26 protein-coding genes are annotated in these 24,082 nt (G+C 62.7%); 17 read left to right on the forward strand and 9 right to left on the reverse strand.

The features are described 5' to 3' along the window. The first annotated feature begins 82 nt into the window (after window positions 1-82). The 7 genes from ABIE58_RS13925 to ABIE58_RS13955 are packed head-to-tail and all read left to right on the forward strand — an operon-like array spanning window position 83 to window position 3,960. Window positions 83-574 carry a DUF6878 family protein gene (locus ABIE58_RS13925; RefSeq protein ID WP_354545320.1) on the forward strand — a complete coding sequence of 164 codons (492 nt, stop codon included), beginning with the start codon at window positions 83-85 and terminating at the stop codon, window positions 572-574. 10 nt (window positions 575-584) lie between these two features. After that, a complete protein-coding gene (locus ABIE58_RS13930) occupies window positions 585-962 on the forward strand; it encodes a DUF6915 family protein (protein ID WP_354545321.1) in 378 nt (125 codons plus the stop codon). 1 nt (window position 963) lies between these two features. Next, window positions 964-1,182: a hypothetical protein gene (locus ABIE58_RS13935; RefSeq protein WP_354545322.1), complete on the forward strand. Its 219-nt coding sequence runs from the start codon at window positions 964-966 to the stop codon at window positions 1,180-1,182. A gap of 55 nt (window positions 1,183-1,237) precedes the next feature. Beyond that, window positions 1,238-1,657 (forward strand): hypothetical protein, encoded by a 420-nt coding sequence (locus ABIE58_RS13940; protein ID WP_354545323.1) that lies wholly within the window; start codon window positions 1,238-1,240, stop codon window positions 1,655-1,657. After that, the gene (locus tag ABIE58_RS13945; protein ID WP_354545324.1) at window positions 1,650-2,294 is read left to right on the forward strand and encodes a DUF8835 domain-containing pootine; all 645 of its coding nucleotides are present in this window, start codon (window positions 1,650-1,652) and stop codon (window positions 2,292-2,294) included. The genes ABIE58_RS13940 and ABIE58_RS13945 overlap by 8 nt, the downstream gene beginning before the upstream one ends. A gap of 57 nt (window positions 2,295-2,351) precedes the next feature. Further along, window positions 2,352-2,945, forward strand: a complete 594-nt coding sequence (locus ABIE58_RS13950; RefSeq protein WP_354545325.1) for a DUF6088 family protein — start codon at window positions 2,352-2,354, stop codon at window positions 2,943-2,945. Beyond that, on the forward strand, window positions 2,938-3,960 hold the full coding sequence (locus tag ABIE58_RS13955; protein ID WP_354545326.1) for a nucleotidyl transferase AbiEii/AbiGii toxin family protein: 1,023 nt from the start codon (window positions 2,938-2,940) through the stop codon (window positions 3,958-3,960). Before ABIE58_RS13950 ends, ABIE58_RS13955 begins: the two co-directional genes overlap by 8 nt. A 24-nt stretch (window positions 3,961-3,984) precedes the next feature. Here ABIE58_RS13955 and ABIE58_RS13960 read toward each other — a convergent pair whose 3' ends face one another. Then, window positions 3,985-4,278 carry a hypothetical protein gene (locus ABIE58_RS13960; RefSeq protein WP_354545327.1) on the reverse strand — a complete coding sequence of 98 codons (294 nt, stop codon included), beginning with the start codon at window positions 4,276-4,278 and terminating at the stop codon, window positions 3,985-3,987. 175 nt (window positions 4,279-4,453) lie between these two features. Here ABIE58_RS13960 and ABIE58_RS13965 point away from each other — a divergent pair, with 175 nt between their 5' ends. The 5 genes from ABIE58_RS13965 to ABIE58_RS13985 all read left to right on the forward strand — a co-directional run bounded on the left by ABIE58_RS13965 (window position 4,454) and on the right by ABIE58_RS13985 (window position 11,790). After that, window positions 4,454-8,836 (forward strand): strawberry notch-like NTP hydrolase domain-containing protein, encoded by a 4,383-nt coding sequence (locus ABIE58_RS13965; RefSeq protein ID WP_354545328.1) that lies wholly within the window; start codon window positions 4,454-4,456, stop codon window positions 8,834-8,836. A 3-nt stretch (window positions 8,837-8,839) separates the two neighbouring features. Beyond that, window positions 8,840-9,871, forward strand: a complete 1,032-nt coding sequence (locus tag ABIE58_RS13970) for a DUF7146 domain-containing protein (protein WP_354545329.1) — start codon at window positions 8,840-8,842, stop codon at window positions 9,869-9,871. A gap of 367 nt (window positions 9,872-10,238) precedes the next feature. Continuing rightward, entirely contained in the window at window positions 10,239-11,171 is a 933-nt protein-coding gene (locus ABIE58_RS13975; protein ID WP_354545330.1) for a DUF2493 domain-containing protein, read from the forward strand. 84 nt (window positions 11,172-11,255) lie between these two features. Beyond that, window positions 11,256-11,513 carry a WGR domain-containing protein gene (locus ABIE58_RS13980; RefSeq protein ID WP_104017778.1) on the forward strand — a complete coding sequence of 86 codons (258 nt, stop codon included), beginning with the start codon at window positions 11,256-11,258 and terminating at the stop codon, window positions 11,511-11,513. A 46-nt stretch (window positions 11,514-11,559) separates the two neighbouring features. Next, window positions 11,560-11,790 (forward strand): DUF6429 family protein, encoded by a 231-nt coding sequence (locus tag ABIE58_RS13985; protein ID WP_037954952.1) that lies wholly within the window; start codon window positions 11,560-11,562, stop codon window positions 11,788-11,790. A 238-nt stretch (window positions 11,791-12,028) separates the two neighbouring features. On the opposite strand, the gene ABIE58_RS13990 is transcribed toward ABIE58_RS13985, so the two are convergent. Genes ABIE58_RS13990 through ABIE58_RS14000 form a run of 3 tightly spaced genes read right to left on the reverse strand, consistent with a single transcriptional unit; the run spans window position 12,029 to window position 16,058 of the window. After that, window positions 12,029-13,867: a ThiF family adenylyltransferase gene (locus tag ABIE58_RS13990; RefSeq protein ID WP_354545331.1), complete on the reverse strand. Its 1,839-nt coding sequence runs from the start codon at window positions 13,865-13,867 to the stop codon at window positions 12,029-12,031. Continuing rightward, window positions 13,860-14,906 carry a cyclic GMP-AMP synthase DncV-like nucleotidyltransferase gene (locus ABIE58_RS13995; RefSeq protein ID WP_354545332.1) on the reverse strand — a complete coding sequence of 349 codons (1,047 nt, stop codon included), beginning with the start codon at window positions 14,904-14,906 and terminating at the stop codon, window positions 13,860-13,862. Before ABIE58_RS13995 ends, ABIE58_RS13990 begins: the two co-directional genes overlap by 8 nt. A gap of 3 nt (window positions 14,907-14,909) precedes the next feature. Beyond that, entirely contained in the window at window positions 14,910-16,058 is a 1,149-nt protein-coding gene (locus tag ABIE58_RS14000) for a patatin-like phospholipase family protein (protein ID WP_354545333.1), read from the reverse strand. Window positions 16,059-16,196: 138 nt separating this feature from the next. Between ABIE58_RS14000 and ABIE58_RS14005 the strand changes: the two genes are divergently transcribed. Both ABIE58_RS14005 and ABIE58_RS14010 read left to right on the forward strand, forming a co-directional pair. Further along, complete coding sequence (locus tag ABIE58_RS14005; RefSeq protein WP_354545334.1) at window positions 16,197-17,108, forward strand: BrxR family helix-turn-helix transcriptional regulator; 912 nt, start codon at window positions 16,197-16,199, stop codon at window positions 17,106-17,108. A gap of 133 nt (window positions 17,109-17,241) precedes the next feature. Continuing rightward, window positions 17,242-17,844 (forward strand): hypothetical protein, encoded by a 603-nt coding sequence (locus tag ABIE58_RS14010; RefSeq protein WP_354545335.1) that lies wholly within the window; start codon window positions 17,242-17,244, stop codon window positions 17,842-17,844. 554 nt (window positions 17,845-18,398) lie between these two features. Here ABIE58_RS14010 and ABIE58_RS14015 read toward each other — a convergent pair. Together ABIE58_RS14015 and ABIE58_RS14020 are read right to left on the reverse strand one after the other, a co-directional pair. Then, window positions 18,399-18,668: a hypothetical protein gene (locus tag ABIE58_RS14015; protein WP_009819899.1), complete on the reverse strand. Its 270-nt coding sequence runs from the start codon at window positions 18,666-18,668 to the stop codon at window positions 18,399-18,401. A gap of 160 nt (window positions 18,669-18,828) precedes the next feature. Next, the gene (locus ABIE58_RS14020) at window positions 18,829-19,008 is read right to left on the reverse strand and encodes a hypothetical protein (RefSeq protein WP_354545336.1); all 180 of its coding nucleotides are present in this window, start codon (window positions 19,006-19,008) and stop codon (window positions 18,829-18,831) included. Between the two features lie 70 nt (window positions 19,009-19,078). Here ABIE58_RS14020 and ABIE58_RS14025 point away from each other — a divergent pair, with 70 nt between their 5' ends. After that, window positions 19,079-19,531: a hypothetical protein gene (locus tag ABIE58_RS14025; protein ID WP_354545337.1), complete on the forward strand. Its 453-nt coding sequence runs from the start codon at window positions 19,079-19,081 to the stop codon at window positions 19,529-19,531. Here ABIE58_RS14025 and ABIE58_RS14030 read toward each other — a convergent pair. The 3 genes from ABIE58_RS14030 to ABIE58_RS14040 all read right to left on the reverse strand — a co-directional run bounded on the left by ABIE58_RS14030 (window position 19,488) and on the right by ABIE58_RS14040 (window position 21,356). Further along, window positions 19,488-20,177 carry a hypothetical protein gene (locus ABIE58_RS14030; RefSeq protein WP_354545338.1) on the reverse strand — a complete coding sequence of 230 codons (690 nt, stop codon included), beginning with the start codon at window positions 20,175-20,177 and terminating at the stop codon, window positions 19,488-19,490. The genes ABIE58_RS14025 and ABIE58_RS14030 overlap by 44 nt on opposite strands. Then, window positions 20,170-20,961, reverse strand: a complete 792-nt coding sequence (locus ABIE58_RS14035; RefSeq protein WP_354545340.1) for a nucleotide-binding protein — start codon at window positions 20,959-20,961, stop codon at window positions 20,170-20,172. Before ABIE58_RS14035 ends, ABIE58_RS14030 begins: the two co-directional genes overlap by 8 nt. Window positions 20,962-21,149: 188 nt before the next feature. Next, window positions 21,150-21,356 carry a hypothetical protein gene (locus ABIE58_RS14040; protein ID WP_354545341.1) on the reverse strand — a complete coding sequence of 69 codons (207 nt, stop codon included), beginning with the start codon at window positions 21,354-21,356 and terminating at the stop codon, window positions 21,150-21,152. Window positions 21,357-21,653: 297 nt separating this feature from the next. Here ABIE58_RS14040 and ABIE58_RS14045 point away from each other — a divergent pair, with 297 nt between their 5' ends. Both ABIE58_RS14045 and ABIE58_RS14050 read left to right on the forward strand, forming a co-directional pair. Then, a complete protein-coding gene (locus tag ABIE58_RS14045; protein WP_354545342.1) occupies window positions 21,654-22,202 on the forward strand; it encodes a plasmid mobilization protein in 549 nt (182 codons plus the stop codon). Further along, window positions 22,195-24,069, forward strand: coding sequence for a relaxase/mobilization nuclease domain-containing protein (locus tag ABIE58_RS14050; RefSeq protein WP_354545343.1), 1,875 nt, complete (start codon window positions 22,195-22,197; stop codon window positions 24,067-24,069). The genes ABIE58_RS14045 and ABIE58_RS14050 overlap by 8 nt, the downstream gene beginning before the upstream one ends. Window positions 24,070-24,082: the final 13 nt, after the last annotated feature.

Genomic DNA, 24,082 nt, shown 5'->3' on the forward strand with positions numbered 1-24,082 from the left:
GATGGGAGGGGTTTGAGCCTTCGGGGGGCAGAGGAGTGCGCCACCCGGGGATCTGACCTGTCCTCACCGAACGGAGATATCCATGACCCAGACTGAACCCACTCTGGCCGCCCCGCTGCGGCCTTCCACCGTCGATTTCGGGGCGATCCTTGCCGCGCATGCCGAACGCACCGCCCGGATCCTCGCCCTGCGCCCGGGCAACAAAGACCGTCTCTTCGATGGTCTTTTAGCCGCCGGCATCACCCATGTCACCGTGACCTTCGACGGTGCTGGTGACAGCGGCCAGATCGAAAGCATCGGCGCCTGGTCCGGCGAGACCGCCGTCGATTTCCCTGCGACCGAGATCGAATACGCCGCGCTGACCTGGGACGACCCCGAGGTCGAGATGCGGCAGCTCTCGCTGGAGGATGTCGTCGAGCAGCTCACCTACGACTTCCTCTCCGACACCCATGGCGGTTGGGAAAATAACGACGGCGCGTGGGGCGAGTTCTGCTTCGACGCGTCCGCCCGCTGCATCCATCTCGAGTTCAACGAGCGCTTCACCTCGTCCGAACTTTACACGCATGATTTCTGAGGGGGCAGCGATGGCACATCCCTATCACCACGCGCTCTCCTCGGTGAAGAAATGGGGCGGCACGGTCGAGGATACCTTGGAGGTGCATGCCTGGTTAGACCAGAGCAAGGAGATCACCGCTGATTTTCGGCATCGTGCGCTCCGCCACCACGCCGAGGGCATATTCATGGCCGAGACGATTTTCGGTCCGACCCTCACGCTCTCGACCGGGCGCATCATCCCGACGCGTTGGGTCGGCGAGCAGCATGTGAAGGAGGACCTCGGCTTCATCCCGAGCTTTGCCGACTGGGTGAAGGCCATCCGTCCCGAGCCCTGGATGGGCCGGACCGAGCAGATCGAGGCGCTGGTCGATCCGCATCGCGTCTCGCCCGTGGTCGAGCTCTCATGACATGACCGATCCCACTTATCTACGTCTTGGCTTGCCGCCGACAGCTTCGCCACTGGCAGTGGTTCGCGCGGCGGTCCGGGCGCTGCACCCCGACACGCGCGCTGTTCGCGGCTTTCGGACGGCGCGCAAGCGCTTCTACCGGCAGATGCTCTGCGCGCATGCCGCGCGGCAGGCATCGGGCGACAAGCCCACCGGCTTATCGCTCCCAACCATCTCTTAATCCCAATCCCGCGCCCGGCCCCAAGGCCCGGGTTTGTCAATCTCAGGAGGTCCCCATGGCGGATTACTTCACCCATTTCTCATGCCTGATCGACGTCGGCAGCCCCGACAAGGCCGCGCGCGCGCTCGCGCTGTTTCATGACCTGCGCGCTGCGGATCAGGACGCAGACGAGCCTGAGGTCTCGGGCTTCACTCTTGAGCGCCAGGACGCGCCCGAAGGCAGCACCCTCTGGATCCATGACGACGAGCACGGCGATGTCGAAGCCGTCATCCGCTTCGTGCTGCGCCTGGCCGAAAACCTCGACCTCACCGGCCTCTGGGGGTTTCAGTACGGGCTGACCTGTTCCCGGCCTCGCCTCGACGCCTTCGGCGGCGGTGCGCATGTCATCGATCTCGGCGCGCGCAAATCCGTCGGCTGGACCAGCACGCAAGAATGGCTGGCCGCTGCGCTGAATGGGGAGGACGTCGATGCCTGAGGTCATCTGCACAACAGTCTACCAGTTCCAGGAACTCTCGGATGCGGCGAAGGAAAAGGCGCGCAGCTGGTATCGCGAGCTCGGTCCCCACGACGATTGGTGGGACGCGGTCTACGAGGATTTCGAGCGGGTCTGTGAGATCCTCGGCATCCGCCTGAAAACCACGCCCGTGCGCCTGATGGGCGGCGGCACGCGTCAAAAGCCCTGCATCTGGTTCTCGGGGTTCTGGAGCCAAGGGGATGGCGCATCGCTCGAGGGCTATCTCAGTCATGCCAAGGGCGCGGCCGCGCGCATCCGGGACTATGCGCCCCAGGATGCGACGCTGCACGGTATCGCCGACCGGCTGCGGGCCATCCAGCGGCGCAACTTTTACCAGCTTGCTGCTGAGGTCAGCCATCGGGGCCGCTACTACCACGAATATACCATGTCCGTGGACGTCACCCGCGACAGCCCGACCTGGCAACCGCCCACTCAGGATGCCGAAGAGATTGTGACTGAGGCGATCCGCGATCTCGCCCGCTGGCTCTACCGTCAGCTACAGAGTGAATACGACCACCTTACCTCGGACGAGTCCGTTGAGGACGGCATCATCGCCAATGAATACACCTTCACGGAAGGGGGGCGGCGGTTTGGGTGAGAACGCAGAGTTGAAACCTGTCAGAAAACCGCTTATGTTTCTGACAAAGGAGTGATCATGGAGCGCATGACTGAAAGCATTATGCAAGTCGCAACAACGTTGCCGGAGGGGGTGCCCTTGGCAGCGAAGGGGCTTTTGCACCTCGGCTCGCGCGCGGCAGTCGATCAGACCCTCTCGCGCTTGGCCGCGCGTGGAGAGTTGATCCGGGCCGGACGCGGGATCTACATGCGCCCGGTCCAGACGCGCTTTGGCCCGCGTAGCCCCTCGGCCGAACAGGCGATCGAGGCGCTTGCTGCACAGAGGGGCGAGACGATCGTCCCAAGCGGCGCTTCTGCTGCGAATGCCCTGGGCCTGACGACGCAGGTGCCGGTTCAGTCGGTCTATCTCACCTCTGGTCGAAGTCGTGTACTCAGCCTTGGCCGTCAAGTGGTCGAGCTGCGCCACGCGCCGCGCTGGCAATTGGCCCTTGGGAACAAGACCTCCGGGCAGGTCGTGCGTGCTCTTGCCTGGCTTGGGCCGGAGCAAGCGACCGGCGCTCTGCCTATCCTGCGTTCCAAGCTCACGGACACAGCGAAGATGGAGTTGATCACTGTCGCGCCGCAGTTTCCGACCTGGCTGGCACAAATGATCGGGAAACTGGTCCATGGCTGAGGCGTTCCTCCGCCTCAGCGCTGGCGACCGTCTGGACGCGCTTGGTGTCGCAGCCGATCAGCTTGGGCGGCCAAGCCATCTGCTCGAAAAGGACGTCTGGGTTGTCTGGGCGATCCAGCAGCTATTCGGATCGCCCATCGGTGCCAGTCTTGTCTTCAAGGGTGGCACCTCGCTCTCGAAGGCCTATCAGGTCATTGACCGGTTTTCCGAAGATGTAGATCTGACCTTTGATATCCGCGCGCTGATCCCGGATTTGGTGGATGGTCGTGAGGATGCCATGCCGGTCTCATCCAGCGAAGAGCGGCGTTGGTCAAAGCGGGTCCGACAGGCGTTGCCCGAATGGGTGGCAGGGACCGTCCAGCCGATCTTGCAGCAAGCCCTCGAGCAGGATGGGATCGAAGCCGCGCTTCGCCTCGACGGCGACAAGTTGTTCATCAACTATCCCAACCTCGCTCAAGGTACGGGATATGTTTCGCCGAGCGTGATGCTGGAATTCGGGGCGCGCTCCACCGGAGAGCCCGCATCTGCGCGCAACATTGTCTGCGATGCTGCTGCTGCGATTGAAGGCGTGGAGTTTCCGGTGGCGCGTCCCCGCGTCATGCATGCCGAGCGAACGTTCTGGGAGAAGGCGACGGCGATCCACGTGTTTTGTCTGCAGGCTCGCATGCGCGGAGATCGCTTCTCCCGACACTGGCATGATGTTTTCCGCCTGGATGAGGCGGGTATCGCTGCCGTAGCCATCGAAGATCGGGCGCTCGCGGCCGCAGTGGCTCGTCACAAGACGATGTTCTTCTCTGAAAAGGCCGCCGATGGCGAAAAAGTCAACTACGACGCAGCGATTGCTGGACATCTGCAACTGGTGCCAAGTGGTGACGCCTTTGACCTCCTCGCGGACGATTACCGTCGGATGACAGAAGACGGCTTACTTTCTATTGCGCCTGAGCCGTTCAACATCTTGATGGATCGCTGTGCTGATATCGCGCGCAGGGTTAATACAGCTTTCAAAGCGGAATAGGCGACAGGGGCATCGGACCCAGTGTCACTTGTTCCCGTCGATCCACTTCGACATCAGCCCCTTGTCGCGGAAACACTCGTCCGGCACGGCGCGGCGCTTGATGCGGGCGAGGCGTTCGGCGAAGGCAACCTGCTTTGATGTCGGGAGGCTGTCCTGCGCGCCCGGGTTCATCTTGGCTTGTGCGTCGATCCAGGCGCTCAAGGAGCGCCGATCTTGCTGAATCTCCCACGGCAGAAGCGTCTGGTTGCGCAGGGCCAGCGCGCGCGCATAGGCGATCTGCTTTGGCGTCGCGGGCAGGGCTTGGGTTGTGCTTTCCATCAGGGCTCTCCCTTCATAGCTTGGTTTCAGAATAGAACATAACGGGAACAAAATCAAGCCAACTGCGAAAATCATGGGGTTTGAGAGGAAGAGGAGGGCCGGGGAGGGTCAGGCCTGAGGATGCTCGAAAGAGGGTGTCCGGGCCTGACCCTGTCTCTTATTCCGGAGTTCCCCGATGACCCATCTCGCCCATTTTGCGACCGAGCGCGCACTTGCGTCTGTTGTCCCCATCCCGTCCCTCGATACGGCCGCTGCGATCTTGAGCGTGGCTGAAGCGCTGCAACCCGATCTGGCGCAAGGTTTCCAGATCGACGCGCTGCGCCTGCGCGTTGAGATGGAGCGCGCCTTTGGCGGCTCTGACGCGACCGGCGCCTGGGACTGGAAGCTGGCCTATGAAGCGGGTGAGGCAGCGCTGGTCTTGTTCCTGCGGAAGTTTGGCCGCGCGCTGTTGGCGCGGGCGGGCTCGCCCGCAGCGCTGTTGCCGATCCTTGCCAAGGTGTCCGGCCTTTTGCCGACCCATACGCGGCGGTCCGAGGGGATGGAGCGGTTCCAGCAGTTCTCGACGCCCCTGCCCATGGGGCTGGCGGCACTGGCGGCGGCGCAGATCACACCGCGCGATCTGGTCCTCGAGCCTTCGGCCGGGACCGGCCTTCTGGCGATCCTCGCCGAGATCGCGGGCGGCGGCCTCGCGCTGAACGAGTTGGCTGAGACCCGCGCTGATCTTCTTGGCTTGCTGTTCCCGGGCCGCCCGGTCACGCGGTTCGATGCTGCGCAGATCGATGATCATCTCGATATATCCTCAAACCCGAGCGTCATCATGATGAACCCGCCGTTCTCGGCCGTGGCCAATGTCGACGCCCGCACCACCGAGGCGACAGCCCGGCATCTGCGCTCGGCGCTGGCACGGCTGGCCCCCGGTGGAAGGCTCGTGGCCATCACGGGAGCGGGTTTTGCGCCCGATGCGCCCGCCTGGGTGGAAACCTTTGCCCGCCTGACCGAGACCGCGCATCTGGTTTTTACCGGGGCCGTGTCCGGTGCCGCCTTCGCCAAGCACGGCACCAGCTTTGAGACGCGGATTTCGGTCTTCGACAAATGCCGCGGTGGCGAGCCGAGCGGCATCACAGCCGATCTGGCGAGCCCGATATCGCCTGATGTCGCCAGCCTGATGTCGCTGATCACGGCCCATGTCCCGCCGCGCCTCGAACTGGATCAGATTCCACCGTTGAAGCAGGACCGCTCTTCCCCCTTCCCGGGCAATACTGCCCCCACCAAGCGTATCGCGCCTACGGGTTCTCGCGCTACGCCAGCAACACCCGCCAGCAACACCACTTCGCAGAGCGAGGCCGCAGACCTGGCCTACAGCCTGCGGGATGCGACCAAGGACGGTGCCAGCGCGCGCCTTTCTGACGCGATCTACGAGACCTTCCGCCTGCAGGCGATCGACATCCCCGGGGCGGAACCGCACCCGACCAAGCTCGTCCAGTCGGCAGCGATGGCCTCGGTCGCGCCCCCAAAACCCAGCTATCGCCCCAAGCTGCCAGCCGCTGTACTGTGTGATGGCCTGCTGTCCGACGCGCAGCTTGAGACGGTGATCTACGCGGGCGAGGCGCATGGCGCGTATCTCGCGGGGTCTTGGACTGTCGATAAAACCGGCGACATGGTCTCGGCCGCGCCGGACGATGCCGCTGACGCCGTCCGTTTCCGCCGCGGCTTCTTCCTTGGCGACGGCACCGGGGCGGGCAAGGGCCGCCAGTCGGCCGGGATTGTGCTCGACAACTGGGCCCGAGGAAGACGCAAGGCGCTCTGGATCTCGAAGAGCGACAAGCTGCTCGAGGACGCTCAGCGCGACTGGTCTGCCCTTGGCCAGGAGCGCCTGCTGGTCACGCCGCTCTCGCGCTTTGCCCAAGGCCGCGACATCCCGCTTTCTGAGGGCATCCTCTTCACCACCTATGCCACGCTGCGCTCGGAAGAGCGAGGTGCCAAAAAGTCCCGCGTCGACCAGATCGTCGACTGGCTCGGGGCTGATTTCGACGGGGTGATCCTGTTCGATGAAAGCCATGCCATGGCCAACGCCGCAGGAAGCAAGGGCGAGCGCGGCGATGTTACGGCCTCGCAGCAGGGCAGGGCGGGTCTGCGGCTGCAGCACAAGCTGCCGAATGCCCGCGTGGTGTATGTTTCGGCCACGGGGGCAACCTCGGTGCACAACCTTGCCTATGCGCAGCGCCTCGGTCTGTGGGGCGGGGAAGACTTTCCGTTTTCGACGTGGGCGGAATTTGTGCAAGCGATTGAGGCGGGCGGCGTTGCCGCGATGGAGGTCCTGGCCCGCGATCTGCGGTCGCTTGGCCTCTACACGGCGCGCTCGCTGTCCTATGACGGCGTCGAATACGAGATGCTGGAACATGCGCTGACGCCGGAGCAGCGCGGCATCTATGATGCATATGCGCTCGCCTTCGGAGTCATACATCGGAACCTGTCCGCGGCGCTGGAAGCGGCCAACATTACTGGCGAATCCGGCGGCACGCTAAACCGTCAGGCCAAATCCGCGGCACGCTCGGCCTTCGAGTCCGCCAAGCAGCGCTTCTTCGGTCATCTCCTGACCTCCATGAAGACCCCCAGCCTCATTTCCAGCATCGAGGCTGATCTTGCCGCAGGCCATGCTGCCGTCATCCAGATCGTCTCAACCGGTGAGGCGCTGATGGAGCGCCGCCTGTCGGACATCCCCACGGATGAATGGAACGATGTGCGGGTGGATATCACGCCAAGAGAGGCCTGCCTTGACTACCTCGCCCATTCCTTTCCGGTGCAGCTCTACGAGCCCTTCACTGACAGCGAGGGCAATCTGTCGTCCCGGCCCGTGGTACGCGAAGGCCAGCCTGTGGAATGCCGCGAAGCCGCGCGGCGGCGCGATGCGCTCATCGAGAAGCTGGCGTCGCTCCCGCCTGTGCCGGGGGCGCTTGATCAGATCGTCCAGCGCTTCGGCACCGATCTGGTGGCCGAGGTCACGGGCCGCTCGCGCCGCATTGTGCGCAAGGGCGAGGGCCTTGCCGCGCTCCTCGTGGTCGAATCCCGGGCGGGGTCTGCCAATCTCGCGGAAACTGCCGCCTTCATGGATGACCAGAAGCGCATCCTGATCTTCTCGGACGCCGGCGGCACGGGGCGCAGCTATCACGCCGATCTTGGGGCGAAGAACCAGCGCCTGCGGGTCCATTACCTTCTGGAACCCGGTTGGAAGGCGGACGCTGCCATCCAGGGCCTCGGGCGGACCAACCGCACCAATCAGGCGCAACCACCGCTGTTCCGGCCCGTTGCTACCGATGTGAAAGCAGAGAAACGCTTCCTCAGCACCATCGCGCGTCGCCTCGACACGCTCGGGGCGATCACGCGCGGCCAGCGTCAAACCGGCGGGCAGGGGCTGTTCAGGCCCGAGGACAATCTGGAGTCTCCCTATGCCCGCGACGCTCTGCGCCAGCTTTACCGCCGCCTATATCGCGGTGATGTTGCGGGCTGCTCGCTCGGGGCGTTTGAGGATGCGACCGGCCTCAGCCTGACTGATGACAACGGTCTGAAGGATGACCTGCCGCCGATCACCACCTTCCTCAATCGCCTGCTGGCGCTCACAATCGACATGCAGGCTGTGGTCTTCGCGGCCTTCGAGGAACTCCTCGACCAACGGATCGAGGGCGCTATCGCCGCCGGGGTCTACGACCTCGGGCTCGAGACGCTGCGCGCCGAAAGTTTTCGCGTCACGGATGCGCGGGTGATCTACACCCATCCCGGCTCCGGCGCTGAAACCCAGCTGCTGAGCATCGCGCAAAAGCAGCGCAATACACCGCTGTCACTGGCGGATGCGCTTGACTGGCTCGACGACCTAAAGGCACGCCTGCTGGTCAACAGCCGCTCGGGCCGGGCTGCCGTGCAGGTGCCCGCGACCAGCCTGATGCTGGACGATGGCACCATCGAACCCCGCCTGCGGCTGATCCGCCCGCTGGAGGCGAGCACGGTTCCGGCCAAGATCATGGACGACACCCATTGGCTGGAGGCAGATCGGGCGGCCTTCACTGAAGCCTGGACGGCAGAACTGGCTGAAGTGCCGGAGTTCTCGGAAACCACCCTGCATATCGTGGCGGGCCTCTTGCTGCCGATCTGGAAGCAACTGCCGCAGGACGAGACCCGCGTCTACCGCCTGCAGACCGATGACGGTCAGCGCATCATCGGTCGCCGCGTCTCGCCGTCGTGGGTCGCGACCACACTTGCCGCCGATGCGCCGAAGCTCACGGCGGCGCAGGTCCATGCCCTTGTTCTGGAGGGCAAGACGGTCGTGCGCTTGGCCGAAGGGATGGAGCTGCACCGCTCGCGTGTCATGGGCGTCAACCGGATCGAGCTGTCGGGCTTTTTGGGTGCCGCCAAGGACCGGCTGAAGGCAGATGGGTTCTTCTCGGAGATCATCGCCTGGAAGCTGCGGCTCTTCTGCCCAGCAGACTCCAGCGGCATCGCAGTGCTTGATCGTCTGCTTGCACGTTGTCCCGTGACAGGACTACATGCGCGCGGAGGGTGCTGAGCCATGTATTCCGAGACTGAAGATGTGATCTGCGCTCTGGCGGAGAATGCAGAGAGCGTGTGTCGCGCCTACCTTCCCGCCGGACGGCGGGAAGGGTCCTACTGGATCGTGGGCGATCTGCAGAACAACCCCGGAAGGTCACTGTTCGTGCGGCTGACCGGGCCTGCGTCAGGGCCCGGTGCGGCAGGCAAGTTTACCGACGGCGCCACGGGCGAGCACGGTGATCTGCTCGACATCATCCGCGAGCGAACCGGGATCTCCCGCTTTCCCGATCTTCTGGCCGAGGCCCGAGCGCATCTTGGCCGTCCGCAGCCGGTTCTCCCGGAGCTACCACGCCCTCGGAAAGCCAAGGCCCCCGGTGGCACACCAGCGGCGGCGGCGCGATTGTTTTCTGCCTCGGTGCCGGTCGCAGGCACGCTTGCCGACACCTACCTCCGCGCCCGTGGCCTGACCCAGTTCGGCATGATGAGTGCGCTGCGCTTCCACCCGAAGTGCTGGCATCGGGACCACGGTCAGACCCGGAGCATCCCCAGACCTGCGTTGATCGCTGCGGTGACCGATGGGGCAGGGGCTTTGCAGGGCGTGCATCGCACCTGGCTTGCGCCTGACGGACAGGGGAAAGCGGCTGTCGAGACGCAACGGCGTGCCATGGGTCACCTCCTCGGCAATGCCGTCAGGCTGACCCCGCATGACGACATCCTCGTGGTCGGTGAAGGCATCGAGACCATGCTATCCTTGGTCGAGGCAGTGCCCGGCCTGCCCGTCTGGGCGGCGCTCTCGTCCGGTCACCTCGGGGCCGTCCTGCTGCCGGAGGGGGTGCAGCGCCTCTACATCGCCATCGACCGCGATCCCGCGGGCCAACGCGCGGCAGAGAGGTTGAGCGCCAGAGCAACCGAGGCCGGGATTTCTGTTGGGGTGCTGGAACCGCTTCTCGGGGATTTCAACGATGATCTCCGGGCGAACGGCAAGGAGGCGTTGCGCCAGCATCTGGCAGGGCAGATCTGGCCCGAGGATCGGCAGCGCCTGTTGGGCTGACTTGCATCGCGCAAGGGGCTGTCCGGGAGTGCGGGGCAGGGGTCAAGGTTCCCTGTCATGGCTGTGGATCGTCGCTTTGCCTTTTCCGGGGCAATCTCATCCACCCGTCCCCCGAGCGGCCTTCAAGAGATGGGCAGGCGGCCGTCAAAGGGGCCGCCCCTTCAAGGACGGGGGGCGACTGATTTCCGCCGGCGGGGACGAGCCCCGCCTTTGCATCGCGAAAGACAAATCAGCCGCCCCCCGTCCTCCTCCACATGCGTTCCGGCCCCGAAAGGGGGTGAAGGGGCGTTCCCCGTGACGGCTTCCGCAGCCCATGAAGGCCGCGCGGGATGACGCGCGGACGAGACAGGCCCGGAGGCAAGAACCGATGACGATCCACACCCACGACGACGCGTATGAACCCGCCCACACCGCATCCCAGACCGCCCATGCGCTCGACGAGCTGCAGCTCTATGGCTACCGCCCCTTTGACGAGCCCGATCCGCGCCCGATGCCCGATGGGCAGCGCCTCGCGGTCGCCGTCGCCGACATCTTCGATGCCCTCGTCGCGACCCTAGAAGACACCCGCATGGAACCCGACCTCGAAGAGGTGCTCTGGGGCCAGGTCAACCTCTTCCACCGCGCCACGGCGAGGGTTGAGCGGTCGCTCGATGAAAACGAACAGGCGCAACGCCGCCTGCAGCGCGAGCAGGACGGCTCGGAGGTGAAATCCACCGAGCTTGAGCGCCTGACGGCCGAAGGCCTGACGCTGATCGAACGGCGCAACTGCATGGACATGATGCGCGATCACGCAGCGACAGAGTTCGTCCATCACACGGGCTCCACCTGGCGCCCCCGCACCGGCTCGATGGTGAACCGCCAGCACATGACCGCAGCGTTGATCGACAGCCGCGACTTCCTTGCCGCCAAGCGCCGCGCAGAAACCGAGGTGATGCTGCCCGCAGGCCCCAAGGTTGCCCTCACCGGTGGAACCGACTTCAACGATCACCGCCTGATCTGGGGCAAGCTCGATCAGGTCCGGACCAAGTATCCCGACATGGTCCTTCTGCATGGTGGAAGCCCGAAGGGCGCAGAACTCATCGCCGCCAAATGGGCCGAGGCCCGCGGCGTGACGCAGGTGGCCTTCAAGCCCGACTGGAGCAAGCACGCCAAGGCCGCGCCCTTCAAGCGCAACGACGCGATGCTGGAGGTGCTGCCCGTGGGTGTTCTGGTGTTCCCCGGCACGGGTATCCAGGAGAACCTCGCCGACAAGGCTTCGAGGCTCGGTATCCCGGTCATGAAGTTCGAGAAGGGGGCGTGAGCCCCCTTTTCCCTCTCGGGGAAATCGAAGTGGAAGCGCAGGCTTCCACCTGATATTTTGGAAGAAAGCCTGCTGGATCACGATATGTCTCACTCTGTTGCTCAACTTGAGGTGTTCCCTACCGACCTGCAGATGCGGCGGATCGATCCAGCCTGCAACATGCGGCGGTTTTACCGCATGAGCATTCAACCCGATCTCTTTGGGGGCGCCAGCCTGGTGCGCGAATGGGGCCGCATTGGCGCACGCGGGCAGATGATGATCGAGCAGCATCCAGATGAAGGGCGCGCCGTCACCGCGCTGATGAAGCTTGCCGCGGTGAAGAAGCGGCGGGGGTATGCATGAAGTGCGCGCGTGCGAAACGGCGCGAAACCAACGTAAGGGGAGGGAGATGACACTCGACACGGACAAGATCGACGACGCAGCCCTCGCGATCCTCAGCCTGACGCTGCATGACGGTGATCGGGTCTGGAAGGGGATCGATTGGAACATCACAGACCGGCTTTTTGAGAAAGGCTTGATCTATGATCCGAAAAACAAGACGAAATCACTGAGCCTGACGCCAGAGGGGATCGCACATGCGCGGGCAATTCTCGCGCGGGAGTTCAGCAAGGCCGAGTGACGGGCGGCTTTGCGGGTGACCTTCCAGTCGTTCACTGCATCTGCGCGCAATTTGCCCGCATCCGCAGCATCAGCAACGTGCACGGCGGAAAGCTGCCTGATGGAAACGCGGCATTGCAATCGCGGCAAGTCGGAAAAGCGGTCACCCCTACAGGGTTCGATTAGAGCTTGACGCGGACCCAAACCCCGCGCTGTCAGCTGGTCGGCTGAGGTCTGGAAAGCTCGATGGACGCACAGCGTTAGGCCTCTTCGTCGAGACGCTCAGGCCCGCAAGCCGCACAACTAGCAGAATGCCACGGTCGATCAACTGTCCGAACGCCCTCTTCAACTTCGCCAAAAGCGGAGCGCCAGCCTTCGGTCAGTTGCCCGCCAAGTGACATGATGCGGCGCGGCGACGCGACAAGTGTGCGGCTGAAAGATAGCACAGGTGGATCGAGAAGACAGTCTAGCGCGACTTCCGCGATCATCGCGTTCACATAGGCGAGCTCTACTGGCCCATAGGGCTGATAATGCGCTCCGCAGGCCGGCTCCTCCAGAGCGATATCGCCGCCATCCGGCCATTTCACAGCTGTGAGTTCCGGCACGCCGGTACTCCCGATGTGACATTGCAGGCAGCCGTCCTCCTGACCGATTGCAACCGCGTGGCCAGCGCAGGCATGCGCCTCGGTCCACCCGTAGACAATGGGCCGTCCGCGCCCTTGCTGGACTTGCCAACGGTTGAGAGCGCTTTCGGCGACCCAGCTTCCGGTCGCAGCGACGATCATATCCGCCGCGGCGAGCAGATCCCCGTAGTGCGCGAGCAGCTGGTGGAGACCGCAAGCGCGATGTTCGACGCTGAGATGCGGAAAGTCGGCCTGCAGCCGTTCGGCCAACGCTTCAGCCTTGTTGCGCCCAACGGCGGTCGCACCGAGCGGATGGCGCCCGACGTTGGACCAGGTCAACGTCTCGGGATCGACTAGGATGAGGCGGCCGACACCCGCCTGGGCCAGCGCGCAGGCAACTGGAGCCCCGACCGAACCACAGCCGATCACCACAACCGTCGCGCCGAGCAGTAGGCGCGTGCGGGCGTCCTGGCCGCGCCCATGAACCCAGTCGGCATTGGCGCGCTGCACCAAGGTCCTGACGACCGGAACCGCGCCAAAAAACCGCCTGAGCAGCAGCGGCTGTGGCGTATGGCCAGGCCGGAACCCAATGGATAGGGGTTCGTGGGGTGCGCGCGGTCGGCCATTGCGCCGCTTCGGGTTGCGAACCTTTACCCCGATCGACGCGGCGCCCCCTCGTCCATTGGCGCCGAGCAGCGCCAGCACCTCGTCGCGCTCGCCCTTCGCCGCCTGCTCCAGAACTGTCCTCGCCTCGTCACTGATCCGCTCCGCCAAATGATACAAATTGGCGGCCGTCTCCGGGTATTCCACAGGAAGCAGCGGCGCGTTGAGCCAAAGGAACGCGGCCGGCTCGGTCTTTACCGGGGTCTTCTCTCCAAAGCGGCGATACACCCATCTCTCGAGTGCGTCCTGATCCTCCCCGGCGACTTCGAGACCCTTGCCGCGCCAAACACGCACCACCCGTGACGGTGGCTCGAGCGCGACCAGGCTGTATAGGTTTTCGCCCTGCGAATGCACTCGGTAACCCCAGTAGGTGACGAACTCCTCACTGAAGTCGCGCTCTACCATGCTGCCCTCAAGCAGCTCCTCGACCAGCCTTACCGAACGGTTCAACAAGTCCATGGCGACCTCGGAGGGATCGTCCGGGTCCCACTCGGCCAAATTCGGCAACAGGCACAGGATGCCGTCGCTCTCGACATGCGGCCAAGTCATCGGTTCAGGATGATCGACCAGAGCAGTCCTGATCGGCGTCGTCGGAAACTGCACGCCGGCTACAAGGTCGAACCGGCGGGTCACCCGGTCGGAAAACACCACGCTGATCCGCCAGGCTGCGGCGATCCAGTCACGGCCCGGGTAGTCGCGGGCGATCGTAGCGCGGTCGAGGCGCTCGGGTGCCTGACCCGCCCGCTCGCGCAGGGTCGCTTCGAGCCGAAGCGCCGCCTGTCGCCAGCCGAGCGGCAACCCGTCCTTAGGCATGGCGGCCGCCGCCGGCACTGCTAACGGCGCTGGCCGCCGCCGCCGTCGCGCTCAGCAGGGCGGCGGAGCTGATGACGGCGGCGGCGGCCACGGACGCGCGCTGCTCCTCTTCTAGGCGCTCGCTGAAGAAGGTCGTGGCGAACACCTTGTCCCAGCACTTAAGTGCTTTCTTACGCGTGCAATCGGCGTCGAATAGCGGCTCAAGGCTATCTATCGCTTCGGTCAGCTTTTCGCGAAAGGAGCGCGCCTTGGAGTCGTCGGACCCGCTGGTAATACAGTCGCCCGGGGTAACCGGATGGGCGACCTCCAGGTTCCAGTTCAAGCGGTCGCGGATAGCGACCATGCTGTGATAGAGCGCCCAATCCTCGCGGTCGTTGGCGCGGAACTTCTCGGTCGTCAGGACCGAGATGCCGAAACCGCTGAGGATCGAACCGCGCCAACTGTAGCGGCTGCGGGCGTATTTTTTCAGGTCGCGATTGATGCGGCGTAGCTGGATGCCATCGACTGAGGTGGCGCGCTGCTCTTCGTACCAGTTCGACACATCGCGGGCGTCGGACCGCTTCCAGCCGCTGCTCGCCGCTAGTTCGTAATGCACCTCCTCGCCGAAGGCAGTGTCAGCGACGACGCGGCGGTAGACCGGAAGATCAACGTGGTAGCCCTTCTCGTAGAAGATTCTTACGCAGTTCGATCGCACCTCAGGCGCTCGCTTAAACTTGCCGTCGTCGACCGCGTCGCGCACCATCCAGCGCGCCTGGAGGGACGTCATTTCGGCACCGCGATTGCCGACCAGGTCCTTCTTGTGGAAGTAGACGCCGTCGTCGATGTCGTAGTCTTTATCGGGATCGCGGCACATCGTCTTCATGGCATAGCTGCCCTGTTTGACGAACTCGATCGGCTTAGGCTTACCGGCCTTCTCCAAGCCGTTCCGCAGCCGCATCCGGTTTGAATCGCGACGGTCGCGCATCGCATCCTGTTCGACCTTAGGCAGGGTCACATCTTGATCGTGGTACGCACGCACATCTTTGGAGCAATCGAACATCAGCTATCCTTTCTGGTTGTCGGTGGTGGCGTTGCGCCAGACGGCGCCGGTCGCGGGCATCGCCGGCAGGTCGTGCATGAGGCGGCGAATCATGCGCCCCTCCTCGCTGTTGGGATCGTCGCAGGCGCTCTTGGTCAGATCGGCGTCAGTGTGGGCCTGACCGACCAGCCGATCCATCGCCTCTGGCCGGGTGTCGTCCAGGGCGAGGTATGGCATCATGCTCGCCGGCACCGGCTTGTTGGGAAAGCGTACGCGCCGGATCGAGCGGCCGCAGTTGCTGATGGCGTTGGTCAAAAGCCGCGCCATGTGGTCGAAGGCGAACTCCTGTGCCGAGATGCTGAGCGGCGCGACGTCAGCGCCGAGCGACCAGTCGAGCATGGAGCGGTGCGCGCTCTCGGCGTCGAGGTGATCACCCTCGGGGCGCGGACATGTGCCGAGTGAGTAAATCTCGATCGGACGGTCGGGCGGTGCCACCGTTAGCGCATCGACGAGTCCGACCATGATCGGATTATTGGCCCAAAGCCCCCCATCGGCGAACACCTGCTTAGGCCCACCTGGCACATTCGGATCATCGATGGCGGCCAGCGAGCGGTAGATGGGCGCGGCGCTCGTCGCCATGCAGACGTCCACCAGCGGATAGTGATCGTCGCGAACGCCGCTCTTGGGCGTCTTCTTGAAGACCCAGGCCCGGTGCTCGCTCATCAGCACCGTCGGGATCGCGAGTGAGATGCCGCGACCTTCGAATACGTCAATCATAGTGACGTCGTGAAGCACGCCACGCAGCGCTTCGCGCAGCGCCTTGTCGCCTTCGCGCACGAAACGGCTGCCTTGGCTCGCTCGGTAGATCGCACTACGTTTCCCCGCAATCCGATGCGGGAAGATCTTGGGGCCGTGCTCGCGATAAAGTGCCACGACTTCTGTCAGCGGCCTCCCGATGGCCAGCGCGCAGCCGACGATCGCGCCAGTGCTGGTCCCGGTGATCAGATCGAAACCGCGGCCCAAATCAAGGGCAGAATCTCCTCGGATGCGTGCGAACTGGTCGGTCAGGCGCGCGAGAAATGCCGCCGTATAAATTCCCCGCATCCCTCCACCGTCCAAGCTGAGAACTCGGTACGGCCGCTCAGAACACTGTTTTTGCTCGACTTTCACCATTCGCGTGACGCTTCCCCTGCGACGACTCAGTTGCCAACCTCGCGGCTGGCGTCTATAAGATGTGGGGACGTAGGGCTATCGAGTCAAGTAACTTGATGTGATCGGCAAAATATAATCGTATTTATGGATGGATGCAGCATGGAAGAAAGTGGCGAGCGCCTGCGGTGGGGTGTCCAACGACGCCTTGAATTCATTGATTTTCGGCTATTCTGGGACGGGCGTTTCAACCGCAGTGACCTCTCTGCCACCTTCGGCATCTCCGCTCAGCAAGCGTCATCCGACATTGGGCAATACGAAAAGATCGCACCTGCCAACCTCCGATATGATCGTACCGAGAAGGCTTACATCCGCAGCGGCGACTTCGCCCCAGCATTCATCGGCCAGACGATCGAGCGTTACTTGCTGCAGTTGGTCGCCATCGAGAACCGGTGGATGCGCCCAGAAGACACTTGGTTTGACGCGATCCCACCGGTAGAACTGATCACGTTAGGTCGGCGGCCGACCGACTCGACAGTTCTGCTGCGCGTGTTGGACGCCGTTCGTAAACGGCAAGAGATCGACATCAGTTATGCTTCCCTGACCGGCTCTGTTCAGCCGTCGCGAACAATAGCTCCGCATGCCCTCGCTCACAGCGCCGGTCGCTGGTACGTTCGCTCTTGGTCAAAAGATCATAACGACTTCCGCGACTACAACCTAAACCGCATTGCAACCGTTGGCGATCATCGGCCTTCGACGATTGACACAGCGTTGGATTTCGAATGGGTTCATCAGTTCAATCTTGACATCCGCCCCAATCCGAAACTTTCGCCCGAACGGCAAGTGGCCGTAGCAGCAGAGCATGGCATGACAGACGGTCGGTTGTTACGGCCTTGTCGCTTGAGCCTCAGCTTCTACCTCATGAGCGAGTATAACCTCGACGTCGAGCCAGGCATCCTCAAGCCCGAGAAGCAGCAGATTGTGCTGCAAAATCGAGACGAGGTAACACAGGCTCGAGCCTTGTCGCGCCAAATGTCGATTGAAGCGCTTGCGCGTGCTTTGGAGGGGATCTGATCGTGAAAAACAAAGATCGACTGCCGCTTGCTCGATTGAAGCGACGCTGCTTGCCATGGCGATAGCCGCCAGCCTTCTGTTCGGAAGTCACGCCCGGGATGATCATGAGGAAGGGTCAGATACGGACCTTTTGATGATCAATCTCGCAAACGAAACGCGCCACGTTTCGGTCGGACACCTCTCCCTTTTTGTCTATCCATGGCGTCAACTTGAGCAGGACGCGCAGTCGGGCGATCTTTTCACTTGCCACCTGGTTCAAGAAGCGAAGGCTTTAGTGGATCCTGACGACTATCTGGCGCAGCTTCGGCGAACATTCTGTTTTCGGCCAAGCTATCAGCAGGAGATCGACCGAGCATCGGACCTCGGTTGGTATCTGGTTCTGTTCGGCGACGATCTGAACTCAGCACTACTTGCTAAACGCGTGCTGTGGTGCGTCAGAACGGTCCTGATCGCGCGCAGCGCCGAGCAGCGTGTCCCGGTCTTCGCCCCCCAAGAGCTCGCCAAGCGGACGCGGTCCCAGCCGGCACGGGATCTGCTGACTCGTAGACACCATCAGCGCAACGACAGCGGTCTCCGGCAGGCTTTGCGCATGTTTCTGGAAACCGAACTTTTGTCAACGCCCCCACCAATCGGTGCGGACAGGAGCATGTTTCTCACTCAGTTTGTGGAGACCTCAAACAAGGTCGCTTTGCAGACTCTCAAGCAGGAAGACCAGAGCCGGGCAGACTATTTGTAGCTTGATACAAATACATTGGTTATATCTTCACAAGCCCGAGAAGCCACCAACAGGGGGCTTTCCTCTGCGTCCGAGCCGTAAGTCGCGGCAGGTGAGAGACCAGATTAACGACTGGCTTGACCGCACCGCTACTGTGAATCTGTGAACATTTCTGCAATACAGCCTGAACGGCGGTTTTGGGAAATGTGGCGACGCAGCATGAAGCGCCATGGACCGGCAGCAATGGGCCGAACACGATGCTGCACCTGCGAAAGAGGCTTCCATGCTGCGATGTGCGTGACTGTCTGCAATGGTGAAGGTTTCGACATTGGCAAGCCCCGCAAGCGGGGCCGGGCTGCTGAGGCTCCGCCCTGAATTCTGACCTTGCTGTCTTCCTGTGCCAATACGTCTTGGTCTGTCTCATCCTGAGCCATCCCAAAACGTTTGCCACATGGTCGGCTTCACGATCAGCTTTCAGCCCTGACGGGTCTGCATCCCTCTTGCAAGGCGGACGCTGCCGCCGGGCGAAGCCGAGGGGCTCTAGTGTTCGCCACCTGGCATAAGATTCCGAAGGGCTATGCGTCTGGCTTCTGGTCGAACAGAATAACGTGCGCGCCTTCTTCACTGTCAGGGTTGCCTACCAGCACGAACGGCATATCCGACCCGTACTTCTCGTAGAGACAGCGGTATTTCATCTGGCCGCTGAGCGGATCGCGCACTTGGTCATAGCGAAAGCTGTGCTGAACGCCGTCTTCGATCCAGGCCTTGACGCCATCGGGGGTCACCAGTGCAAGCGGCGCGCCGTCCAGCAAGATTGTCTCGCCAACGTTGAAAATCTCTTTCATCTCATGGGTCTCCTATCGGTCTTCTTTGGTAGCGTTGCAAACCGTCGTCGCCTTTGCAACGATCGCTGCCCCGCGTGTTCTCTCTCTCGGTGTCATTGCCCTCGGATCACAATCGTGTCCTGCTCCGGTCGCTTACGAGCATTTTAGCGCTGGAGGCGGTCTATCCTGCGTCCTCATAGGGCTCGTACCTCAGGTTCGCACCGTCCGACGGATCAAAGTCATCAGACCATCTTGTACGGCGCATGCCGCAGATCCACTGGAATACGACGCCAACCTCGACATCTTCACCGTTTACCGACGCCAAAATAATTTCGACCGGGTAACCCGCATAATTCTTCATGCTCAACTCCTGACCTCCATTTGGTCGGAGCCGCAGTTATCAGGTGGCAGGTATATGCCTGTACCTATATATGCTTAGCCAACACAAAACGGAGTTTACAAACTTGCTTTACAGGCCTCTACATATTGCGCTCTTTCTGGGCGCGGCTTCATCGGCTGTCGCTGCCGAGTGGGAGATCGGCTTGTCGCGAGGTCTGGAGACCTATGCTGTGACTGCAAACGACGGAACTTTGCTCTTAGTTTGCGATCCTGACCGTGTCTACAACCCAAACGTGAGCCATGCGTACTTTTTGTCGCATTTTGACGATGACCAATTCCCGCAACAAGTTGTTCTTCTCGCGGCGACCGGAGAGCAGGCCGCCTTTTCTGTGCAGGACGGGATCGCAACGCAACGCGATGCTGATCCTGCCGAATGGGCACAGCTCATCGATATGATCGAGGCGGGCGGTCAGATCGCTGTCGTGACCGCGCGCGATGCCTTTACGCTGGATCAGGACGCACTGCCCGAGCTTCGATGCCGCTGATCTTTCGAGCGAGTTCTTCGATCTCGGATCTCAGCAGCGCCTTGCCGAAGGCAGACAACAGTTGCGTCATCCCATAGACGTTGAGCGGGTCATCAATGCTCATCTGCAGCGCTGCCACATGGGCGGCGTCGAGCCTGATCATCGATTTCATGAAGGGGCACCCAGTGCCTTTGGGCTCGGCCAGGCGTGGTCGTGCAGCGGAGGCAACCTCATGCCAGGTCGTGGTGTCGCGCAGGTTTTGCATGCGGGCGCGAACCGCTTTGATCAAGGCACGCTGAACGTAGTCCGGGTCAAGGCCAGATCGTTCTGCCAGCGCATCAATCCGTGCCTTATCCTCAGCCCCGATGCGCACGTAATAGGTTCGAGGCTGCGCTTCGGTGCTATTGCTGCAAGCATCATCCGCCAACGGCTGGGTAGATGCCCCCGAGTTGATGCGCGCCGTTTCAGCCGAGGCTGTCTTTTCCCCTTTCCGGGGTTCTTTCTTGTCCACCGAATTCGCCGCTAGGCCTTCTGTCGCGACCGCTGCCGCCGCACTCTGATCGAACGCTGCATATTTCGTGGCGCTCGTGGCGAACTGCCGCGACCGCGCCAGCCTGTCTTCGTTCGAGACAGCGGTCCCGGACCGGTTTGGAATCTTCCTAGCCATTGGCAGCATCCACCATGGCCTCGATGTCGCCAAGGATCTCACTGCATAAGGCGAGGGCGGAGGAAAGATGCCCCGCCTGCAACCGATGACGAAGATCCTGCTCATAAATGTCCCGCACATATCCCAGTGGTCCGGTCAGCGGCATGCGCTGGATCGCAGTGAGATGGGGCACCGGCGTGGGCAGAAGTGGCAGGGTTGAAATCACCTCGAAGACTTCAAGGTCCTGCCGGTGAACCCTGCGTCTTGCCGCATCACGCTCAAAGTCATCGCCTGCGGTCACGAAATCGATCGCGCGTTTGTCCGCGTTCATCAATACCGCCGAAAACAGCGGGGCGGGGTCATCCGGCCCGAGGGTCTCGATCATGCGCATAACCCATGTCAGGGTTTTCAGGGCCGCCACGAAATCCGATTGTACCGGCACGGCCGGCACCAGGATCATGTCGCAGGCCAGCGCCAGTGTTTCGGTGTCGGGGTGCTCGCCGGGGCGGGTGTCGATCAGAACCAGATCCACACCTTCAGCCTCAAAGCCGTCCAGCGCGTGGTAAAGGCCTTCAACGGTCTCGGGGGCATCGGCCACGGTCAAGCCTGTGGGCCATGGAAGGCGTGGCAGATCACCGAAGTCGGCGCGCGCGCTTTTTGATTCCCATTCGAGGATCTGCTTGTCAGCATCCGCATCCATAACATGCACACGGCGGCCGCGTGCCAGCATGGCGGACGCAAGCATCTGTATGAGAGTTGTCTTTCCCGAACCGCCCTTGGCGGAGATCGCCGTCACAACAAGCATTCACTGTCTCCATAACGTATATCTTGATCCGTTATGGCGATGCCTCGGGATGGCGTCCACACCTTGCGCGATACAGGCGGTCAACTTTTGGGGCAGAACAATCTGTAGCTGTTGAGGCGATCTACTGTTGGTGCAATCATCGGCGTACGCGTTTGGGCAATCGAGCATGCATGCAAAGAGGCGTTGTGTCATGCATCACTTGCGCCATCGCGCCGTTGCAGCAATGCTCCAACAATGCCCGAAGCCTTCGAGGTGTTGGCTCTCAGGGGCCTTATGGCGTCTGGCAATTGATCCTTGATCATCCGTGTCACCACCAACGGCATAACCACTGCGCCGCGCAGGCATTCCAATCCCACAAGGTCTTCTTCTCCTTCCGGGAAAACCCCTTTGAGCATTCAACGCCAATGAAGCGATATCGTGTCGGCTGCGCCGACGTCATTCCCGCGCCTGTTCAGGATCCGGGCCGGGGTCCCGGATCGCGGCGCGGGGGAGGCGGTGTCCCTTCGGTCTGTTCGTTGTCGCGCGGGGTTTGCAGCAGGCATGGCCAAGGCCCTGCCTGCTGATCACCGAAGGTGCGACAACGGACCGAAGGGACGTTGACAGGAACGGTATTGTGTATGACAAAACTTGTGCGGCGACTCATTAGAGTTTTCGTGTTTACAATAACTATCTAATGATAAATCTTGCCGCCTATGTCCAAACGCCTCTCCACCATAGCCCGACAAGAGGTTCTCCGGCTCGCCGCGCAAGGGCTTGGCGATGGGGAGATCGCCGTGCGTGTTGGCTGCTCCCGGCCCACTGTCGCCCGCGTGCGGGCGCGCGGTGTGGTGACGGATCGAACCACAAAGGGCCGCGTTCTGCAGGTTCGGGTGTCCGCCCGTGAGGCCGAAGCATTCGAGGCGCTTGTGGCTGAGACGGGCATGACCACGTCGGGTCTGCTCCGGCACATGATCCGCCTGTCATCCGGCATTGTCGCGTTTCGCCGGGACGAGGTCACGGCGCTCAAGGCGTCGGCCAATCAGCTCAATGCCTTAGCGCGCAATCTTGTGCAGATGCTGAAGCTTGCCCATGCGGGCAAGCTGCGGTGGAACGCGCGCGACGCGGCACTGGTCTGTCGGCTTGCGGACCGGGCCGAAGAGGTTGCCCGGGCTGTGCAGGCTTTGCGCGCGGCCTCGCTGCGCGGGGCCTTCGTCCGGGTGTCCGATCTTCGGGACGTTGGGGAGGGGCAGCGCGATGGCTGAAACACGCACTCTCCAGCAGGCGGTATTGGGCGAGATACTGCCTCATGTGGGGCGGCGGTCTGCAGCCATGGCAGGCGAGGCGCGCGTATCTTCGGGCCGTCGGCGTGGCACGTCCGGCGGGGCAGTTGCGGGAATGTCCTGGAACGCGCTGCGGGTGCCGCAAAGCGTGGTGAAGCGGGTCGGCACGGGCGGGTGTCATTCACCCAAAGAGTTACGCCGGCAGATGAAATACATCCTGCGCGACGAGGCGCAGGTCGCAGCCTGGTCGAACCAGATCGGCATCGATCGTGTCTTTGGCGAGCGTGGCATGGAAAATGTCATTGCCGATTGGAGTGCTTCCTGGTGCGGGGCGCCGAAACGGGGTCACACCGATCACATCATCCTGTCCTTTCCCAAGGGAACCGAGGCGGAGTTGGCGGAAGCCATCTCGCGCGAATGGGCGCAGGAGGTGTTCGGCGGGGATTACCGGGATCGATATCGGTATGTGGCGGCCCTTCATTGCAACACAGATCATGTGCATGCCCATGTTCTTGTCGACAAGGTCGGGATGGAGGACGGCAAGTTCCTCTCGATCAGCCGCCATTCCGAGATCAGCTATGACATGATGCGCGAGCTGCATGCGCAGATCGCGGGCGAGCACGGGCTGGTGCTGAACGCCTCTTCCCGTCTGTCGCGCGGCATCATGGAAAACGCCCCGCGGGACACTGATTTGCAGGCGGCCCGCAAGGAGGGACGCGAGCCAGTGGTTGCCCCGCTGGATCCTGAAAGCCGCGCTCTGCGAGAGGCCGAGATACGCAGGCACGCCGAGGGGTATCGGCAGCTGGCGCAACTTGCCGGGATGGGTCTGGAGGCCGACACCCCTACGGATGGATGGATGGGGCGCATCGCGGAGGGCGCAGAGCTTGCCGCCACCAACTTGATGAAAGGAATGCCGGTGAAAGAAGGGTTTGCCGAAGGGGTTGATATCCCCGCTGCCGGAGCGGATGTGATCGGTCGTCTGATCGCCGCCCGCGAGACATTGCAAGCGGAAGCCGACACCGCCTGGAGCGCCATTCAGGACATGGCGCCCGGTGCCGAAAAGGTCGAACTGGAACAACTCTTTGCCGGGCAGGCCCGCGAGATGGGCACGCTTCTGGGCCGCGACTTTCTTGCGGATCATTCTTCACCGGTGTCGCCGGAGCGCGATCCCTACAGTGTGCAGGGGATTGCGGGCCTGGCCGCACGCGCAGGCGAGGAGGGCAATCCGCTCGCAGCTGAGGCCGGTGCTGCGCTTGAGAGTTTCCGAGCGGAATTGTCGCGCGTTCTGGCACCGATGGAGACCCGGCTTGAGGAGGCGGGAAGCAGCATCGAAGAAGTTGCTGCCCGTTTCACCGCACCCCACCGCAGCGAGGCGCAACTCGAAGCGTCACGCCCAGTGGACGCTCAGGAGCGCTCGGACTGGCTTGGGCTCGAACGCGACCTGCAGGCGCGCGCGCGGGATGTTTTTGCGGAGCTGAACATGGATCGTGATCTTTTGGCGGATCTGGCGCGTCAGGACATTCTCGACGCGGGGCAGGGCAGCCGCCTTGCCGATATCGCCACGCTGGACAAGCTGATCTTCGACGTGCGGCAAGACCTGCGCGCCGGGGATATGGATCAGTTGGCCGCTGGCCGGATTGACCCGCTCATGGACCGCATCGAAGATCCCGGTCTGCGACAGGCCGTATTCTCGGAATTGAAGGCCATCGCTGCGGTGGATGCGGGTGATGATATTGCCGGCCGCGACAGCGAACCCGCCGCCACCTACCGGACCCGGATCGAGGCGTTCGAGCGCGCCGAGGAGCGGGGGCGCGACCGCGACGATGCCGATCATGATTACGGCCTGTAGAGGATTGCAAGAC

Source organism: Roseovarius sp. MBR-78, assembly GCF_040547535.1.
In the GTDB taxonomy this organism is placed as follows: domain Bacteria; phylum Pseudomonadota; class Alphaproteobacteria; order Rhodobacterales; family Rhodobacteraceae; genus Roseovarius.

Bases quoted from the DNA above. Each gene is read 5' to 3' on its own strand.
- ABIE58_RS14030 (WP_354545338.1), bottom strand. From the start codon at position 20,177: ATGGCTAGGAAGATTCCAAACCGGTCCGGGACCGCTGTCTCGAACGAA.
- ABIE58_RS14035 (WP_354545340.1), bottom strand. From the start codon at position 20,961: ATGCTTGTTGTGACGGCGATCTCCGCCAAGGGCGGTTCGGGAAAGACA.
- ABIE58_RS13975 (WP_354545330.1), top strand. From the start codon at position 10,239: ATGACGATCCACACCCACGACGACGCGTATGAACCCGCCCACACCGCA.
- ABIE58_RS13970 (WP_354545329.1), top strand. From the start codon at position 8,840: ATGTATTCCGAGACTGAAGATGTGATCTGCGCTCTGGCGGAGAATGCA.
- ABIE58_RS13965 (WP_354545328.1), top strand. From the start codon at position 4,454: ATGACCCATCTCGCCCATTTTGCGACCGAGCGCGCACTTGCGTCTGTT.
- ABIE58_RS14005 (WP_354545334.1), top strand. From the start codon at position 16,197: ATGGAAGAAAGTGGCGAGCGCCTGCGGTGGGGTGTCCAACGACGCCTT.
- ABIE58_RS13930 (WP_354545321.1), top strand. From the start codon at position 585: ATGGCACATCCCTATCACCACGCGCTCTCCTCGGTGAAGAAATGGGGC.
- ABIE58_RS13980 (WP_104017778.1), top strand. From the start codon at position 11,256: ATGTCTCACTCTGTTGCTCAACTTGAGGTGTTCCCTACCGACCTGCAG.
- ABIE58_RS13940 (WP_354545323.1), top strand. From the start codon at position 1,238: ATGGCGGATTACTTCACCCATTTCTCATGCCTGATCGACGTCGGCAGC.
- ABIE58_RS13945 (WP_354545324.1), top strand. From the start codon at position 1,650: ATGCCTGAGGTCATCTGCACAACAGTCTACCAGTTCCAGGAACTCTCG.
- ABIE58_RS14020 (WP_354545336.1), bottom strand. From the start codon at position 19,008: ATGAAGAATTATGCGGGTTACCCGGTCGAAATTATTTTGGCGTCGGTA.
- ABIE58_RS13935 (WP_354545322.1), top strand. From the start codon at position 964: ATGACCGATCCCACTTATCTACGTCTTGGCTTGCCGCCGACAGCTTCG.
- ABIE58_RS13990 (WP_354545331.1), bottom strand. From the start codon at position 13,867: ATGCCTAAGGACGGGTTGCCGCTCGGCTGGCGACAGGCGGCGCTTCGG.
- ABIE58_RS14040 (WP_354545341.1), bottom strand. From the start codon at position 21,356: ATGCTCAAAGGGGTTTTCCCGGAAGGAGAAGAAGACCTTGTGGGATTG.
- ABIE58_RS13960 (WP_354545327.1), bottom strand. From the start codon at position 4,278: ATGGAAAGCACAACCCAAGCCCTGCCCGCGACGCCAAAGCAGATCGCC.
- ABIE58_RS13995 (WP_354545332.1), bottom strand. From the start codon at position 14,906: ATGTTCGATTGCTCCAAAGATGTGCGTGCGTACCACGATCAAGATGTG.
- ABIE58_RS13925 (WP_354545320.1), top strand. From the start codon at position 83: ATGACCCAGACTGAACCCACTCTGGCCGCCCCGCTGCGGCCTTCCACC.
- ABIE58_RS14010 (WP_354545335.1), top strand. From the start codon at position 17,242: ATGATCAATCTCGCAAACGAAACGCGCCACGTTTCGGTCGGACACCTC.
- ABIE58_RS13985 (WP_037954952.1), top strand. From the start codon at position 11,560: ATGACACTCGACACGGACAAGATCGACGACGCAGCCCTCGCGATCCTC.
- ABIE58_RS13955 (WP_354545326.1), top strand. From the start codon at position 2,938: ATGGCTGAGGCGTTCCTCCGCCTCAGCGCTGGCGACCGTCTGGACGCG.
- ABIE58_RS14000 (WP_354545333.1), bottom strand. From the start codon at position 16,058: ATGGTGAAAGTCGAGCAAAAACAGTGTTCTGAGCGGCCGTACCGAGTT.
- ABIE58_RS14015 (WP_009819899.1), bottom strand. From the start codon at position 18,668: ATGAAAGAGATTTTCAACGTTGGCGAGACAATCTTGCTGGACGGCGCG.
- ABIE58_RS13950 (WP_354545325.1), top strand. From the start codon at position 2,352: ATGGAGCGCATGACTGAAAGCATTATGCAAGTCGCAACAACGTTGCCG.
- ABIE58_RS14050 (WP_354545343.1), top strand. From the start codon at position 22,195: ATGGCTGAAACACGCACTCTCCAGCAGGCGGTATTGGGCGAGATACTG.
- ABIE58_RS14025 (WP_354545337.1), top strand. From the start codon at position 19,079: ATGCTTAGCCAACACAAAACGGAGTTTACAAACTTGCTTTACAGGCCT.
- ABIE58_RS14045 (WP_354545342.1), top strand. From the start codon at position 21,654: ATGTCCAAACGCCTCTCCACCATAGCCCGACAAGAGGTTCTCCGGCTC.